Origin of the sequence: Bacillus salacetis (assembly GCF_003581585.1) — a bacterium.
Lineage (GTDB): Bacteria > Bacillota > Bacilli > Bacillales > Bacillaceae_B > Rossellomorea > Rossellomorea salacetis.
On record NZ_QXIR01000014.1, the window covers coordinates 21,335 to 36,907 of the forward strand.

Here is a 15,573-nt window from a genome sequence, read left to right on the forward strand (position 1 = left end):
GGGGCAGGCCGTTTCCGCCCATCCCCTTGTGAAGGTTATTCCATCCACGTGTACATATACTTCTCATCTTCAACGTCATGCGCTTTCTTTACAACTTTAAGAGGCCGGAAAGTATCAATCATGACGGCCAGTTCTAAGGTTTCTTTCTTACCGATGCTTTTTTCCGTTGTACCTGGGTGAGGTCCATGAGGGATCCCGCTTGGATGAAGTGTGATCGACCCTTCACTGATCCCCTTTCGGCTCATGAAGTTCCCTTCTACATAATAGAGAAGTTCGTCGCTGTTTACGTTGCTATGGTAATAGGGTGCCGGAATGGATTCAGGATGATAATCATACAGGCGCGGCACAAAAGAACATACGACAAAGTTGTGTCCCTCGAAAGTCTGATGGACCGGAGGCGGCTGATGGACACGCCCTGTAATCGGCTCAAAATCTTCAATATTGAATACCCAAGGATAAAGGTATCCGTCCCAGCCCACAACATCAAGCGGGTGATGGTTCAACACATGGGAATTCAGCAAGCCTCTTGATTTGGTAATGACTTCGAACTCCCCTTTTTCGCTGTGTGTCTCAAGCTTTTCCGGCCCGCGGATATCACGTTCACAAAATGGGCTGTGCTCCAGGAGCTGTCCATACTCATTACGGTACCGCCTTGGCGTAGTGATTTGGCTGAAGGACTCCACAAACAGGATTTTCGTATCTTCTTCAGGGATGACTCGATAGATGGTGCCGATCGGAATGACAACATAATCCCCTGGACGGTATGTCAAGGTTCCGAACATGGTTTCCATGGTTCCTTTTCCACGGTGGATGTAGAGCATTTCATCGCCGTCACCATTGCGGTAGTAATTATTCATTTTTTCCGTAACGAGGACCGTGCCGATCAATAAGTCATCATTCCCAAGCAAGTATTCCCTTCCTTTTAGAGCATCGCCTGATTTAGAAACATTATCCGTCAGCAGATGCCGGTGCTTAAGCTCCTGATTTTCCTCATACTCAGGGAGATAAGGCCCGATCAGTTCAGCTTTTGCCACTTCTGTCGGCATATGGTGATGATACAAGATGGATTGTGTTCCCGAAAATCCTTTCGTCCCCATCACCTGCTCACGAAAAAGGCTTCCATCCTCTTTTTTGAACATCGTATGTCGTTTATGCGGGATTTTCCCCAATGTGCGGTAATACATTAAAATCCTCCTTCCCTGATCTCATTTCTCAACTTTCCTAATCCGGTAATCTCCAGTTCGACAGTGTCACCCTGCTCCAGCCAGCGGTGGACATCCGTTCCAAGCTCAAGGATACAACCTGTACCAACCGTTCCTGAACCGATGACTTCACCGGGATATAATGTTACATCGGCTGATGCCCTCTCTATCATTTCAGCAAATGTATAATGGATACTTTTGAAATTCCCCTTTGAAAGCTCACGCCCATTTACTTTCGCCGTCATCTCCAGATTGTAGCGGTCTCCATCACGGTAAGTTTCCAGTTCATCCTTCGTTACAATATAAGGGCCGATGGATGTAGCGAAATCTTTTCCTTTCGCCGGTCCTAATCCCACTTTCATTTCTTCCCGCTGCAAATCCCTGGCGCTCCAATCATTCATGATACAATAGCCGAATATGTACTCATCAGCCTTTTCTTTACTGATGTTCCGGCCTTCCTTGCCGATGACACAGGCAATCTCCAATTCAAAATCCAGCCACATGCAGCCGGCCGGCCTCTGGATGGTATCGCCGTCGCCTTTCACAGCAAGATGATTGGTAAAATAAAACACCGGCATTTCATACCATTCTGGTACAACATCCAGCCCGCGATTTCTCCTGGCTGTTTTGACATGTTCTTCGAATGCGTAAAAATCCCTGACACTGACTGGGCGTGGAATCGGCGCCTTGATTGATATATCTTTAATGGAATGGGTGCCTTCACTTCCAGCAGTCATCCCGCTCAAAACCCTCATATTTTCAGCACTATTTTCTAAAAAGGAAAGGATGTTATCCGGCAGGGACCCTCCGCTTGCTTCATGCACATCCACTACTGTGTTTTCATCCTGCAGGTAACCCAGCCTGACTTTTCCTGCCTGGTCTTGATAAGTAATGAACTTCATGGAATCACCTTTTCCTGACCATTTCAAATGTATCTGCCATCGGCTTGGTATACATCTGTCCTGCCATCCTTCCGACTGGTTTCAGCTGCTCTGTGTCTATTTTTCCATCGAAGTAAAGTTCATCAGCCACTCTTACATATTCGACCTTCCCTATGACAAGGCTCCCCGAACCGGCACCTTCCCCAAAATGAAGGACTTGATGGAGCGTACATTCCAGCTGGACTTTGCTTTCTTTCACTGCGGGAGGCGCCACCATTACAGAATCCAGTTTGGTCAATCCCGTTTCTTTAAACTCATCGACATCAGCTTCAAATTCGATTGCCGTGTTATTCATCTGTTCTGTAAACTCTTCACTGACTACATTGATCACGAATTCTTTAGTGTCTTCAATATTTTTGAGGGTGTCTTTCTTGCTTCCGTCCGTTCCCTTCCTCATTGGAGAAAAACAGACCAGCATCGGATCGGCACTGATAGCTGTAAAAAAACTGAAAGGGGCCAGGTTTGCTTTCCCGTTTTCATCTACTGTGGAAACAAATGCAATCGGCCGCGGGACGATCGATCCCACAAGCAGTTTATAAGCATCCTTCCACTCGAGCATATCCGGTTTAATTTCCATGAGAGCCCTCCTTCTCTTTTGCGATCACCTGTTTCAAGCCTTGAATGAATGTTTGGTTGTCTTTTTCCGTCCCGATTGTGACCCTCACCGTGGTCGGATATCCAAGCAAGGTACCTGCACGGACAATGATCCCATGCCTCAGCAGGCCGGCTGCCGCGATATCCCCGCGAATTCCGCAATCGACCATGATGAAGTTGGATTGAGAAGGAAAATAGGATAATCCCATCTTTTCAAATTCAGTCTGAAGGTAGTTCCGGCCTTGTTCGTTCATGGCAGCACACTGTTGTATGAATTCCTGGTCTTCCATTGCGGCTATGGCGGCTCCCTGTGCCAGCCTGCTGACATTGAAGACATCCTTTACCTTTGTCAGCTGGGTCGCAATTTCCTCATTCATGACACCAAAACCGACACGAAGTCCTGCCAGTCCGTAAATTTTTGAAAAAGTCCTGAGAACAATCAGATTATCAAATTGATCCAAAAGCGGAATGCAATGCAGGTAATCATCCGTAGTCACATATTCCACATAGGCTTCATCGACGATAACCAGAACATGTGAAGGGACACTTTCCAAAAAGTTCCGGAGTTCCGCTTTTCCATTGATTGTTCCAGTAGGATTATTGGGGTTGCAGACAAACACCATTCTTGTCTTATCTGTGATTTTATCAAGCATCCCTTTTAAATCATGGACTCCCTCCGCCAGGGGAACAATGACAGGTGTCCCACCCTCAAGGAATACATTGGTTTGATACCTGGGAAACGTAACATCAGCCATGACTGCTTCATCACCCTCATTGATATAAGCCCTTGTCAGAAGGCGGATGACTTCGTCAGATCCATTTCCGAATACAAGCTGTTCCTGCCTGACATTGAAAAACTCACTTGTTTTGTTCTTCAATTCCTGGGCCATTCCGTCGGGATAGAGATAAATATCGGCCCCGCCTGTACTGAGGTATGCTTTCACTCTGGGAGAACATCCATATATATTTTCATTTTCCGATAGTTTGCGGATTTCCGAGAGTCCGAGCTCTGTCTTTATATCTTCCATGCTTTTACCAAGGACATAGGGTGCAATCTCTTCGACTCTTTTTCTTGTTTTAAATTTCACGACCACCTTTGACCCCCGCTTTCTCTATGAAACTTCTATATTAAGAGCTTTTGAAAATAAAAGGGCGTCCCCCAAGGTCCCACTCTTCTTGTGAAGGATTTCAGTGTGATCCCGTTCCTTGTATGGGACGTCCCTTTATGGGGAGACGCCAATCCTTAAGAATGGCGTCCCAAATTATTTTTATAGGTTCCCGCGGCGTTCCTGTTCGCGTTCGATGGATTCAAATAATGCTTTGAAGTTTCCGTCACCAAAGCCTCTTGCCCCTTTTCGCTGGATCACTTCAATGAAGAATGTTGGCCTATCCACTACAGGTTTAGTAAAGATCTGCAGAAGGTAGCCTTCGTCATCTCTATCAACTAAAATCTTCAACTCTTTAATTTTGGAAATCTCCTCATCAATCTCACCTACGCGTTCTGACAGCATGTCGTAGTATGTGTCAGGAGTTTCAAGGAATTCCACACCATTTTCTTTCAAAGCGGCAACCGTCTGGACAATATCTTCTGTCAGGATGGCGATATGCTGTACACCTGGTCCGTTATAAAATTCAAGATATTCCTCGATTTGTGATTTCCTCTTGCCTTCTGCCGGTTCGTTGATCGGGAATTTGACACGGCCGCCATTGTGCATCACTTTGGACATAAGGGCTGAATATTCGGTATTAATGTCGTCATTGGTGAAGTGTCTCATTTCCTTGAAGCCCATCACCTTTTCATAATAGGATACCCATTCTTCCATTCTCTCCACATTCCCTACCACATGGTCAACGGCAATGATACCGGCATCCTTGACCGGAATGCTCATTTCCATAGCTTCGAAGCCAGGCATGAATACACCTTTATAATCCTTGCGCTCAACAAGTGTATGAATCGTATCCCCATATGTACCGATGACCGCCTTTTTGATTGTCCCGTTATCATCGGACAAGGTCGTTGGAGGGGCAATTTCTATGGCACCGCGTGATACGGCTTCACTGTAAGCCTTTTCAACATCATCCACAGCCAGGGCGATATCTTTGATCCCATCTCCATGCTTCTTAACAAAGGAGGCTACACGCGTGCTTTCTTTAAGTGAACCTGTAACCAGGAGGCGGACTTTATTTTGCTGTAAAACATATGAAACCGTTTCACGATTTCCTGTTTCAAGCCCGGAATAAGCAACAATCTTGAATCCGAATGCTGTGCAGAAATAGTGTGCTGCCTGTTTCGCATTTCCTGTGTAGTATTCTAAAAAGTCTACATCTCTTACCGGAAAGAAATCTTCTACCTTCTGGTCTTGATTTACTTCAGCCATTTTACCTTGCATATGAACAACCTCCATTAAATTTTATTTATTATTCTAAATATTATAATAGTTTTTGGATTAGCTTTTCTCAAGAGCGGGAGTTAAAGCGGAAACGCATCACCGCGGTAAAGCGTTTTATACTTTGGAAAACTCTTTTTGCTTAACCGGGGGAAGGTGCACCGCCCTGCCTTTTAATGCTTCCATTGCTTCCTGGAGACTCTCGCTCGTATTTGGATGCGGGTAATATGGATAAGAGAAATCTTCATCCCTGCCCGCCATCTCCATTCCTACTGCGGCTCCCGGGATCATTTCCACCGCACCGATTCCCATCATATGGATGCCGAGGATCAAATCATTTTCGCTGTCAGCAACAACTTTTATTACCCCTTCCTTTTCACCAGAAAGCTGGGCAAATCCGTTGCCGCCCATTGGATAGGTGCTTACGGACACATCATATTCCTCTGCTGCTTCTTTCTCTGTCATTCCGATCGATGCAATTGGCGGTATCGTCTGGGCGATGACAGGCAGGAGTGAATCGTCATATTCAGCAGGTACATCTGCGGCATTTTCCGCTGCAACCTTTCCTTGTCTGATTGCTTTGACAGCCAGGGGTTGACCGCTTGTCACGTCACCGATTGCAAAAATACTTTGAATGGATGTCCTGCAGGATTCATCGATTTCTATGAATCCATCATTTGTAAGGTTCATCTTCAAACGGTCTAAACCTAAGTCACCGATATTAGCCGTTTGGCGGGCTGCCGAGAAAAAGTAAGGAGTTTCGAGTGTCACGGAATCCCCGCCTTGCTTAACGAAGGTAACGGATACTCCATCGCTTGATTCGGCTGCTTCTTGGGGTTCAAAGCCGGTCATCAGCTTCACCTTCATTTTTTTTAACACCCTCGCAAGCTCTTTGTTGATAGAATCGTCGAACGGAAGCTCTCCATTCAATACAAGAGTCACTTTCGTACCCAGTGCAGCAAAACTGGAGGCGGCTTCTAGTTCTATGTAGCTGCTTCCATGGACGATTAATTCTTCAGGAATTTCCCTTAACTCATAAATGGAAAATTCATTTAGGATCCGGCTGCTGTACCCCGGGATGAAAGAAGGTTTCTCTCTTTTGCTGCCAGTAGCAATGATGGCCGATTGAAAGGAATACACCGTAAATTGATGGCCGTTTTCCACACCGATTTTATTTTCGGCCAGAAATGAAGCTGCCCCTTTTACCACTTCCACTTTATTGGCCTTGCAAAGTGAATCCACACCTTTTTTTAATTGCCCTATCAAGCTTGTTTTATATTCCTGAAGCTTAGAGAGATTCACAGACACAGAGCCTGTTCCAAGCCCCATTTTTTGATAGTGATCCAGCTCTTTGTGCTTCCTTGCGAGCTGTGTAAAGACCTTGGACGGAATGCACCCCTTATTCAAACAGACGCCGCCAAGTTCTTCTTTTTCGATCAGCAGGACAGACAGCCCAAGCTGTGCCGCTCTTATGGCAGCGTGATAGCCTCCAGGGCCGCCGCCGATAATGATCAGTTCGCGTTCTTCTGCCAATTCGCCCACTACCATTTATATCAACTCCACAATCATTAGATTTGGATTTTCAATCAGTTCGGCAAACCAGTTGGTGAAGGCAACTGCTGTTGCTCCGTCAGCCGCCCGATGATCGAATGACATGGAAATATTCATCATCGACCGGATGACGATTTCATCATCATCATTGACCATCGGCCTTTTCTTGGTTTTGTGGAAGGAGACCAATGCCACCTCAGGGTAATTGATGATCGGTGTGGCCCCGATTGAACCACCCATCGGTCCTACATTGGAAATCGTGAAGGTGCCGCCCGTCACATCCTTCGACGTAAGTTTATTTTCCTTCGCTTTTAAGGTATACTCCTTCATTTCGGAATGAATGGCCTTTAGGGATTTATTCTCAACATTTTTCACAACCGGGACAATCAGGCCTTCTTCAGTATCGGTTGCGACTCCTATGTGATGTTCCCTGATAAACGTGATCTGCTCTTTTTCTTCGTCCACCCTGCTGTTGAAAATCGGAAATTCTTTTAGGGCCAGGGAAAGGGCTTTTACAAAAAACGCAGACGCGGAAATATTGGTATCCGCCCGTTTCAGCTGGGATCTAAGCTCCATCAAATTCGTGACGTCAATTTCCTCAAAATGAGTGCAGTGAGGAATCGTCATCAGGGACGACTTCATTTTCATACCGATTTGTTTGCGCCTGCCCCTGAATGGAATGCTTTCCTGGCTTTCTGCAGTACCCTGATTCGTTTCCGTTGCCTGATCCTCCATCTCCTTTTCGGCTGGTTGAGTCTGGACTGTGTTACTGCCCTCTATGAATCTTGTAACATCTTCATCTGTTATCCTGCCGGCTGCGCCCGTCCCTTCTATTTCTGTAATATCGACGCCGTTCTCCCTGGCGATTTTCCTTGTATAGGGAGAGGCAAGGATTCTTTTTCGATTCCGGGGGGCAGCAGGTGCAGATGACATAGAAACTGCTGCCGAAACCGGTTCTGCCTTCTTCCCTTTTTCTTCAGGTTTGTATCCGGCTGCCTCCATGAGCAGCACAACCGTCCCCACTTCTATTGTTGTTCCTTCTGATACCAGAATCTCCTTGATTGTACCTGCAGAAGGAGAAGGGATTTCCGCTGTCATTTTGTCCGTCTGTACTTCAACCAATGGCTGGTCCGCCTTTACGGAATCACCGGCCTTTACGAAGAAATGGCTGACATGCGCTTCCGTCATTCCTTCACCGATATCATGCAATTTAACTTCCATCCTCTTCACCCCCTAAAAATCCGCTGCCTTCTCAACAGCCTTCAATACTCTTTCTGCAGTCGGCAGATAGTAATCTTCGAAACCGAAATACGGCACAGGTGTATCAAATCCGGTAACCCTCTCGACTGGTGCTTTCTGATACAGGAAGGATGTATCGTTGATGATGGCCAGGACGTCATTCCCAACACCGCCGGTGGCATGAGCTTCATGAACGATAACGGTTCTTCCTGTTTTCTGTACCGATTCTGCAATGATATCTATATCAATCGGATAGAGTGTCCTAAGGTCGATCACTTCACAGCTGATCCCCTTCTCTTCCGCTGCTTTTGCTGCCTGGGATGCCACGGGAACCATTGCTCCCCACGCGATGATGGTGACATCTTCGCCCTCCTTGACGACCTTTCCCTTGCCAAGCTCAATGGAATATTTCTCTTCGGGCACATCTTGTTTTGCTGCCCTGTAAATCCGCATCGGCTCAAGGAAAAGAACAGGATCCGGATCTTCAATGGCCGCAATCAGCAGCCCTTTTGCATCGTAAGCATTGGAAGGGCAGACGACCTTAAGTCCCGGCATATGTGTAAAAATGGCTTCGGTACTGTCAGAATGGATTTCCGGGGCGCGGACTCCCGCTCCGTATGGGGCACGGACGACCAGCGGACAAGTGAAGTGCCCCAAAGTCCTTGCACGCAAACGCGAAGCATGGGTCATGAGCTGCTCGTAGGCAGGATAGATGAACCCAAGGAACTGGATCTCGGCCACTGGGATGAATCCATTGGCCGCCATGCCGATGGCCGCACCGATAAAGCCCGCTTCACTTAACGGTGTGTCCAATACCCGCTCTTCACCAAACTCTTCCTGCAAACCATCCGTAGCCCTGAAAACCCCTCCGTTGGTTCCGATGTCTTCTCCCAGAAGGAGGACGTTATCTTTTTCCTTCAGCATGACCCTCATGGCATCCGTAATGGCACCAACCATTGTCAGCTTATTCGTTTTCACAGCCGTCTTCATCATCCTTCACCCCTTAACTGCTGAAGCAGCAGGTCTTTCTGTTGAGAGATTGTCCATGTCGGCTTTTCAAACACATAATCAAAGATCACTTCTGGATCTGCTTCAGGATAGGCTTCCAGCTCCTCGACAGCCTGATCCACTTCTGCCGTATATTCTTTCTCAACAGAACCGGCCCACTCCTGATCCCACCAGCCCTGCTTCTCCATGAATCGCTGAAGGCGGGCGATCGGATCGCCAAGCTTTCTGCGTTCATCACTTTCTGACTGATCTCTGTATTTCGTCGGATCATCGGCTGTTGTGTGAGCGCCATATCTCCATGTCACCGCTTCGATCAATGTCGGGCCTTTTCCATCCCTGGCCCTCTCCAATGCTTTCAAGGTTTCAAAGTAAACAGCGAATATGTCATTCCCATCTATGCGCACCCCCGGAATATCGTAGGCAAGTGCCTTTTGGGCGATGGTTTTTGTTTTCATTTGTTTTTTGACGGGTACAGAAATAGCAAATCCATTATTTTGGTTAAAAAAGACAACTGGGGCATTGAGTACGCTTGCCACATTCAGGCCTTCATGAAAGTCGCCTTCCGAAGTGGCTCCGTCACCAAAATAAACAATGGCCGCATTCTTTGTGCCCTTACGCATTTCCGCATATGCTGCACCAGCAGCGTGCGGAAGCTGGGTGGCAATCGGGATGCCCGGCGGAAAAATCTTTTTGCCTTCAGGCGGGACGCAGCCTTCATTTCTGCCTTTCCAAAACAACAGGATGTTTTTAAGAGAATGGCCGAACGTCATTGCGGCACCATGGTCCCTGTAGGAAGGGAACATCCAGTCATCAGCCTGCAGTGCAACTGAACTGCCGACCTGTGAAGCTTCCTGTCCTTCAAATGGGGCATAGGTTCCGATCCTCCCCTGCCTCTGCAAGCTGATCGACTTCTTGTCGAATATCCTGATCCTGACCATATGACGATAAAATTCCTTGGCCAGGGATTCGGTAATGCTGTTGTCTTGATTACCAAGAAGATTCCCATCATTATCGATTATCCTGTAAATCGGAAACTGTTCTTCCATTTCTTCACCTCTATCTCTAAACTGGAATGCTGATTAAGTGCGCACTGACCACTTCGGTCTTTTCATATGAGAGAAAAAGCTGTTCCGGCGTGAACGCGTTTGGATTAGGTTTTCACAGTAACGGTTTGCAGCCTCTTCGGATGTAATGCCTTCTTTCTCCGCCTGAGCATAAATTCTTTGCAGGGAGTTGTAAATTGTCCGTGTCTTCTGCAGGACACGTTCCTTATTTGGCTCATACAATTCATCTGCCACCTGGATAAGCCCCCCTGCATTAACAATGTAATCCGGCGCATAGAGGATTCCCCTTTCATGCAGCCTTTTTCCATGTCTGGTATCAAGCAGCTGATTGTTGGCTGATCCGACGACCGCTTTGACCTTAAGCTGCTCGACTGTGTCATCATTGATGATGCCTCCGATGGCACAAGGAACAAAAACATCAGCATCGACTGAATAGATTTCATCTCCGGACACCACTTTGATAGCGACACCTTTCTCGTTTGCCCTTGAAACAAGGTCATCTATCGCATGCTGATTGATGTCGGCAATATATAATTCAGCCCCTTCATCCATAAGGCGTTCAGCTACTTTCACCCCTACTTTGCCAAGCCCCTGTATGGCATAGCTTCTTGCTCCAAGGTCTTCTGTTCCCCAAACCGTTTTGTTGGTGATTTGCAATCCGTATATGACACCCATTGCCGTCGGAACCGATGAATCTCCGCTTCCGCCGTATTCCTCGTCCACACCCACGATGCAGTTTGTTTCTTTCAAGGCATAAATAAAGTCTTCCGGTGTTGTCCCCATGTCGGTACCCGTATAGAATCTCCCATTCAATGATTCTACGAATTGACCGAAGGCACGGAATAATTCAGGATTTTTGTCTTTTTGCGGATCACCGATGATGACAGCTTTGCCGCCGCCAAAATCAACATCCGAGGCTGCGCATTTATAAGTCATCCCCTTTGAAAGCCTCAAAACATCTTCCAAAGCTTCCTCAACAGACTTATAAGGACGCATCCTGCAGCCCCCTAATGCCGGTCCCAGCGTTGTATTATGTATGGCTATGATCGCCTTTAAACCGGTTTCCTCGTCATTGCAGAAAACCACTTGTTCATGCTCACGAATTTTTTCAAACATATCCATGAAATCATCTCCTCATACCCTTTGATTTGAAACCGCTTACAAATCCCGATAAATTTAATCGGTGATTATTCTCCCTTTTGTCCCATCCTATTAATTTTCTCTTTTGGCAGGATCACTTGCTTGACTTCCCCTACCCCAATCAGGCCATTCTCATTTCTAGCCTCGACTTTTGTGATCACCACATTTGACCGCAGTTCGGTTAAAGTTGCTGTGATGGTAACACTGGTCCCCTCACCGCTTGGAGCGATGTGCTTCATTGAGACCGCTCCCCCCATACCCTCTTCTCCTTCTTCCAGGTAGGGAAGGATGATCTTCCTGGAAGCCCATTCCATATGATAGACCATGGATACAGTCGAGTAGACCGGGTGGACAACTTCCCCGTCGAATTGGGCAAACATTTCAGGAGTCACCGCAGCGGTGATTGATGCTGTCTGTCCCACCATCATTCCGGACTTCATATTGCCCCTCCTTTTAAAGACCCCTTTTCAAAACAAAAAACATATAACGTTAATTCAACGATATAATAACATTTTGTATGATAAATAGTCAATAAATTGTAAAAATTTAAAACATTAATAATTCTTTTTTGGTGTACATTACCTATCAGGTCAGCAGTCTATGCTGTGAGATTTGCAGGGAGGAGTAGTGGAAGGAATTTTTAGAGGGATGGAAAATTTCAGGGGTGAGGGTTGAGACGTATTACAAGGCCAGCCTGAGTGTTCTGTGTTAAAGGATACTCTCCATACGCAACATGAATTTTTGGAAAAATCCTTATGTGGTATCATTTTTTGAATGCATAAGAAATGTCCCTAACAAGGATCATGCCTGATTAATTGCTTTTTTGGGACATCATTTGATCAGCCGGGCAAGATAATGCAGGAAAATGTATTGGATTGGGGCATAATCTTAAGTGTCTGATACAAATCATGCTGGAATAAGTGCTTTTTTTATACATCATTAAGAGAGTAAACAGTTATTATGCAGGAAAAAGTGCCTTTTTAATGCATCATCTGACCGCAGGGCAAACAATGGTGTATGAAATATACTTGATGGATGTCGAATGCAGAAAATCTTCCAACCATGTGGTCGTTTTACACATCGCAGGGATTCGATGCATTCATTGACACTCTATGACACAGTCGATCTCCTTGTCACCGGCAATCGATGTACTCATTCGTCCCACCTGCTCCAGTGGATTCCCTTACCCCAAAGAGAATCCCCATAATAAAAAAGGATGGGGCCTCCATCCTTTTTAAGTCACGCCAATATTGCTTTGTCGCTTGCCATCTGTGTTCCTCTGATACGTTGGAACTCTTTAAGCAGGCCTTCCACAGTCAAATCTTTCTTCTGTTCTTCGTTCACTTCCAAGATGATTTCGCCTTTATCCATCATGATCAATCTGTTGCCCAGGTCGATTGCCTGCTGCATATTATGGGTGACCATCAGTGTCGTCAATTGGTACTTGTCAACAATTTCCTTGGTCAGGCTGGTAATCAGCTCAGCACGGGAGGGATCCAGAGCGGCTGTATGCTCATCCAGCAATAGGATTGATGGTTCTGTAAAGGTTGCCATCAGCAGGGAGAGTGCTTGCCGCTCTCCTCCGGACAGCAGCCCTACTTTGGCATTCAGGCGGTCTTCCAAATTGAGGTGAAGCGACTCCAGCACTTGTTTAAAGTACTCTCTGCGTTTTCTTGTTACACCGCTTTTCAGTGTCCTCTTTTTATTTCGTGCATAAGCCATAGCCAGATTTTCCTCAATGGTCATTGTCGGTGCTGTGCCCGCCATTGGATCCTGGAAGACCCTGCCTATCAGCCTGGAACGTTTGAATTCTGATACCCTTGTAACATCATTGCCATCAATGATGACTTCGCCTGTGTCGGGTGTAAGTACTCCGGAAATCATGTTCATCAGGGTCGACTTCCCTGCCCCGTTACTTCCGATAACGGTTACAAAATCACCGGGATTCATGGTCAGGCTCACATCGCCAAGGGCAACTTTTTCATCTGGTGTTCCTTCATTGAAGATTTTATGGATTCTATTTAATTGTAACACTGCTATCATCCTTCCCCTTTGGAGTTAGCGCGAGCTCCTGAAGCCGCTGGGCGTGTTTCGCAGCCTTACGTTTCTTTTCTTTATATCGGTCCATGACCTTTGGCATAACTAATGCAAGGATGACGATGCTGGCAGTGATCAATTTCATATCACCAGTTTCCAGGAATTCAACCCTAAGGGCCATACTGACAACAATACGGTAGATGATGGCACCGCCCACAACCGCAAGTGTTGTCCTAACAATTGTTTTGGTACCGAATAGAGCCTCACCGATAATTACCGAAGCCAATCCGATGATGATCATTCCGATACCCATCCCGACATCGGCAAATCCGCTGTATTGGGCAATCAGTGCTCCTGAAAGGGCGACCATTGCATTGGAAATCCCCAAGCCTAAAATGATCAGCGTATTCGTATTGGCAGAAAGGCTTCTGATCATCCTTTGGTTGTCACCTGTCGCTCTGAGTGCCAATCCGATTTCGGTTTTCAGGAATCTGTCTGTCAGGAATTTAATCAGGAAAGTCACAATCACCATGAAGAACAGGATTCCCCATGTACTTGGCATGAAGCCCCCCAAACCGACAGCCGTCAGCATATTTTCCATGGCGGAATCGATTCCCATCTTAGCCCAAAAACTTTCCACATGTGTAAAAGAAGTATCCTGATTTAACAGAGGCACATTGGATTTGCCCATGATTCTCAGATTGATCGAATACAGGGCAATCATCATCAATATCCCGGATAAGAGAGCATTGATTTTTCCAAATGTATGAAGAATTCCGGTAATACACCCTGCAGCAAACCCTGCAAAAACAGATACGAGTGTTGCGGCAAATGGATTCACTCCGCTTACAACCAGGGTGGCAGCAACTGCCGCCCCCGTTACAAAGCTTCCATCTACAGTCAAGTCTGGAAAGTCCAGGATCCGGAAAGATAGATATACTCCAAGTGCCATGATGGCGTAGATGATTCCCGATTCAACAGAACCAAAAATTGCGGTAAACATGTTGTATCACCCTTCCCTATTCTAAGGCTCTTTTCTCACGCTTCTTGTCTTTTCAATCCCCATTGTAAAGACAGCATACTGTTTACCCAGAAAGGTCTTGGTAAGCAAGAAAAAAGAACGTCTTATGATTCCGGGGAAAATCCCCGGAAGTAACCATCAATAAATTCACAGTCTATTCTAAGAACTCAACCAGGTCGGCCCATTCATCCTTGATTTCCAAGCCTTGTTCCTCTGCAGCAGCCTTGTTGAAGGTCAAGACAGCGCTTTCAGGAGTTTCCACATTGATTTCCGATGGCTTCTTTTCTCCATTCAGGATTTTCACAGCCATCAAACCTGTTTGATACCCAAGGTCCTCATAGTTAAATCCACTCGCTGCAACACCTCCGCGCTTAAGGGAATCCAATTCGCCAACGAATAGCGGGATATCTTTATCATTTGCCACGGAAATGACGGATTCAAGAGCAGAAACAACCGTGTTGTCCTTAGGGATGTAGATAGCATCGACCCGTCCGACAAGTGACTCGGCTGCCTGCTTAACCTCTGCGGAAGTAGAAATGGAAACCTCTACAACCTCGGCCCCTTTTTCTTTCGCAATCTCATTTACTTGCTTAACCTGAACTTCAGAGTTCTGCTCACCCGAATTATAAATCACCCCGATGGTCTCTGCCCCCGCTTCATCCACCATGAAGCCGACAGTTTGCGGGATGGCGTCAGGATTCGTATCGGTGGTCCCTGTAATATTCTCGCCCGGCTTTTCAAATGACTCCACCAGACCGGCACCGACAGGATCTGTAACAGATGTGAACACGATAGGAATTTCCTTTGTTTCATTCAGGACATGCAATGCACTCGGAGTGGAGTTGGCAAAGATCAAGTCCACTTTATCGCCAACAAGCTTTTTGGCGATACTCTGGGAATTGCTTTGATCGTTCTGGGCATTCTGCACGTCAAATTTCACATTGTCCCCTTCTTTGTATCCGTTCTCTGCAAGGGCTTTTTTAAAGCCTTCATATGCCGCGTCCAATGAAGGATGCTCAACAATCTGCGTCACTCCGATTGTATACGTTTTATCCCCCGATGCTGCATCTTTTTCACTGGAACACCCGGCTAGCATCAATGACCCTGCTAATACAGAACTCAATAACAGCAAACTCTTTCTCAACTGAAATCCCCCTTTGTTCTATTAAAAAATATTTATATACAGGAGCATGTACCCCTCTATATCAAAAAAATCTCGCAAAAGATGGATGGTTGATCATTAGGTTCGCTCTTTTCAAACGCCGGATTCAAAATCACTTCAGCGCTTTATTGTGATGAAAAACAACCTCTGCGTAATTACAACGTTATAGTATCACCGAAGTTGCAAGAAAGTCAACAATATTCCGAAAATTAAAAATTGTTATCATT

General features: G+C 46.2%; 14 protein-coding genes. All 14 read right to left on the minus strand.

From position 1 onward, the window contains the following. Positions 1-35: 35 nt before the first annotated feature. The 14 genes from D3H55_RS11390 to D3H55_RS11455 all read right to left on the minus strand — a co-directional run bounded on the left by D3H55_RS11390 (position 36) and on the right by D3H55_RS11455 (position 15,328). Positions 36-1,190: a homogentisate 1,2-dioxygenase gene (locus D3H55_RS11390; protein WP_205685478.1), complete on the minus strand. Its 1,155-nt coding sequence runs from the start codon at positions 1,188-1,190 to the stop codon at positions 36-38. After that, complete coding sequence (locus tag D3H55_RS11395; protein WP_119547042.1) at positions 1,184-2,104, minus strand: fumarylacetoacetate hydrolase family protein; 921 nt, start codon at positions 2,102-2,104, stop codon at positions 1,184-1,186. Before D3H55_RS11395 ends, D3H55_RS11390 begins: the two co-directional genes overlap by 7 nt. A gap of 4 nt (positions 2,105-2,108) precedes the next feature. Continuing rightward, positions 2,109-2,720, minus strand: a complete 612-nt coding sequence (locus D3H55_RS11400) for a flavin reductase family protein (RefSeq protein WP_119547043.1) — start codon at positions 2,718-2,720, stop codon at positions 2,109-2,111. Next, on the minus strand, positions 2,710-3,825 hold the full coding sequence (gene hisC, locus D3H55_RS11405; RefSeq protein WP_338067932.1) for a histidinol-phosphate transaminase: 1,116 nt from the start codon (positions 3,823-3,825) through the stop codon (positions 2,710-2,712). The genes D3H55_RS11400 and hisC overlap by 11 nt, the downstream gene beginning before the upstream one ends. 180 nt (positions 3,826-4,005) lie before the next feature. Next, entirely contained in the window at positions 4,006-5,142 is a 1,137-nt protein-coding gene (gene hppD, locus D3H55_RS11410; protein ID WP_420808745.1) for a 4-hydroxyphenylpyruvate dioxygenase, read from the minus strand. 99 nt (positions 5,143-5,241) lie between these two features. Beyond that, complete coding sequence (locus tag D3H55_RS11415; protein ID WP_119547046.1) at positions 5,242-6,672, minus strand: dihydrolipoyl dehydrogenase family protein; 1,431 nt, start codon at positions 6,670-6,672, stop codon at positions 5,242-5,244. Further along, the gene (locus D3H55_RS11420) at positions 6,673-7,896 is read right to left on the minus strand and encodes a dihydrolipoamide acetyltransferase family protein (RefSeq protein ID WP_119547047.1); all 1,224 of its coding nucleotides are present in this window, start codon (positions 7,894-7,896) and stop codon (positions 6,673-6,675) included. 12 nt (positions 7,897-7,908) lie between these two features. Further along, positions 7,909-8,904: an alpha-ketoacid dehydrogenase subunit beta gene (locus tag D3H55_RS11425; RefSeq protein ID WP_119547048.1), complete on the minus strand. Its 996-nt coding sequence runs from the start codon at positions 8,902-8,904 to the stop codon at positions 7,909-7,911. Then, a complete protein-coding gene (gene pdhA, locus D3H55_RS11430) occupies positions 8,904-9,968 on the minus strand; it encodes a pyruvate dehydrogenase (acetyl-transferring) E1 component subunit alpha (RefSeq protein ID WP_119547049.1) in 1,065 nt (354 codons plus the stop codon). Before pdhA ends, D3H55_RS11425 begins: the two co-directional genes overlap by 1 nt. A gap of 33 nt (positions 9,969-10,001) precedes the next feature. Further along, positions 10,002-11,108: a Leu/Phe/Val dehydrogenase gene (locus D3H55_RS11435; RefSeq protein ID WP_119547050.1), complete on the minus strand. Its 1,107-nt coding sequence runs from the start codon at positions 11,106-11,108 to the stop codon at positions 10,002-10,004. Between the two features lie 65 nt (positions 11,109-11,173). Next, positions 11,174-11,566: a thioesterase family protein gene (locus tag D3H55_RS11440; protein WP_119547051.1), complete on the minus strand. Its 393-nt coding sequence runs from the start codon at positions 11,564-11,566 to the stop codon at positions 11,174-11,176. 799 nt (positions 11,567-12,365) lie between these two features. Continuing rightward, the gene (locus D3H55_RS11445; RefSeq protein ID WP_119547052.1) at positions 12,366-13,160 is read right to left on the minus strand and encodes an ABC transporter ATP-binding protein; all 795 of its coding nucleotides are present in this window, start codon (positions 13,158-13,160) and stop codon (positions 12,366-12,368) included. Continuing rightward, complete coding sequence (locus D3H55_RS11450) at positions 13,144-14,166, minus strand: ABC transporter permease (RefSeq protein WP_119547053.1); 1,023 nt, start codon at positions 14,164-14,166, stop codon at positions 13,144-13,146. The genes D3H55_RS11445 and D3H55_RS11450 overlap by 17 nt, the downstream gene beginning before the upstream one ends. A gap of 172 nt (positions 14,167-14,338) precedes the next feature. Beyond that, positions 14,339-15,328 carry an ABC transporter substrate-binding protein gene (locus D3H55_RS11455; RefSeq protein WP_119547054.1) on the minus strand — a complete coding sequence of 330 codons (990 nt, stop codon included), beginning with the start codon at positions 15,326-15,328 and terminating at the stop codon, positions 14,339-14,341. Positions 15,329-15,573: the final 245 nt, after the last annotated feature.

Coding starts and splice junctions, on each gene's coding strand:
- D3H55_RS11415 (WP_119547046.1), bottom strand. CDS start 6,672: ATGGTAGTGGGCGAATTGGCAGAAGAACGCGAACTGATCATTATCGGC.
- D3H55_RS11400 (WP_119547043.1), bottom strand. CDS start 2,720: ATGGAAATTAAACCGGATATGCTCGAGTGGAAGGATGCTTATAAACTG.
- D3H55_RS11440 (WP_119547051.1), bottom strand. CDS start 11,566: ATGAAGTCCGGAATGATGGTGGGACAGACAGCATCAATCACCGCTGCG.
- D3H55_RS11450 (WP_119547053.1), bottom strand. CDS start 14,166: ATGTTTACCGCAATTTTTGGTTCTGTTGAATCGGGAATCATCTACGCC.
- D3H55_RS11420 (WP_119547047.1), bottom strand. CDS start 7,896: ATGGAAGTTAAATTGCATGATATCGGTGAAGGAATGACGGAAGCGCAT.
- hppD (WP_420808745.1), bottom strand. CDS start 5,142: ATGGAGGTTGTTCATATGCAAGGTAAAATGGCTGAAGTAAATCAAGAC.
- D3H55_RS11395 (WP_119547042.1), bottom strand. CDS start 2,104: ATGAAGTTCATTACTTATCAAGACCAGGCAGGAAAAGTCAGGCTGGGT.
- D3H55_RS11435 (WP_119547050.1), bottom strand. CDS start 11,108: ATGGATATGTTTGAAAAAATTCGTGAGCATGAACAAGTGGTTTTCTGC.
- D3H55_RS11425 (WP_119547048.1), bottom strand. CDS start 8,904: ATGAAGACGGCTGTGAAAACGAATAAGCTGACAATGGTTGGTGCCATT.
- pdhA (WP_119547049.1), bottom strand. CDS start 9,968: ATGGAAGAACAGTTTCCGATTTACAGGATAATCGATAATGATGGGAAT.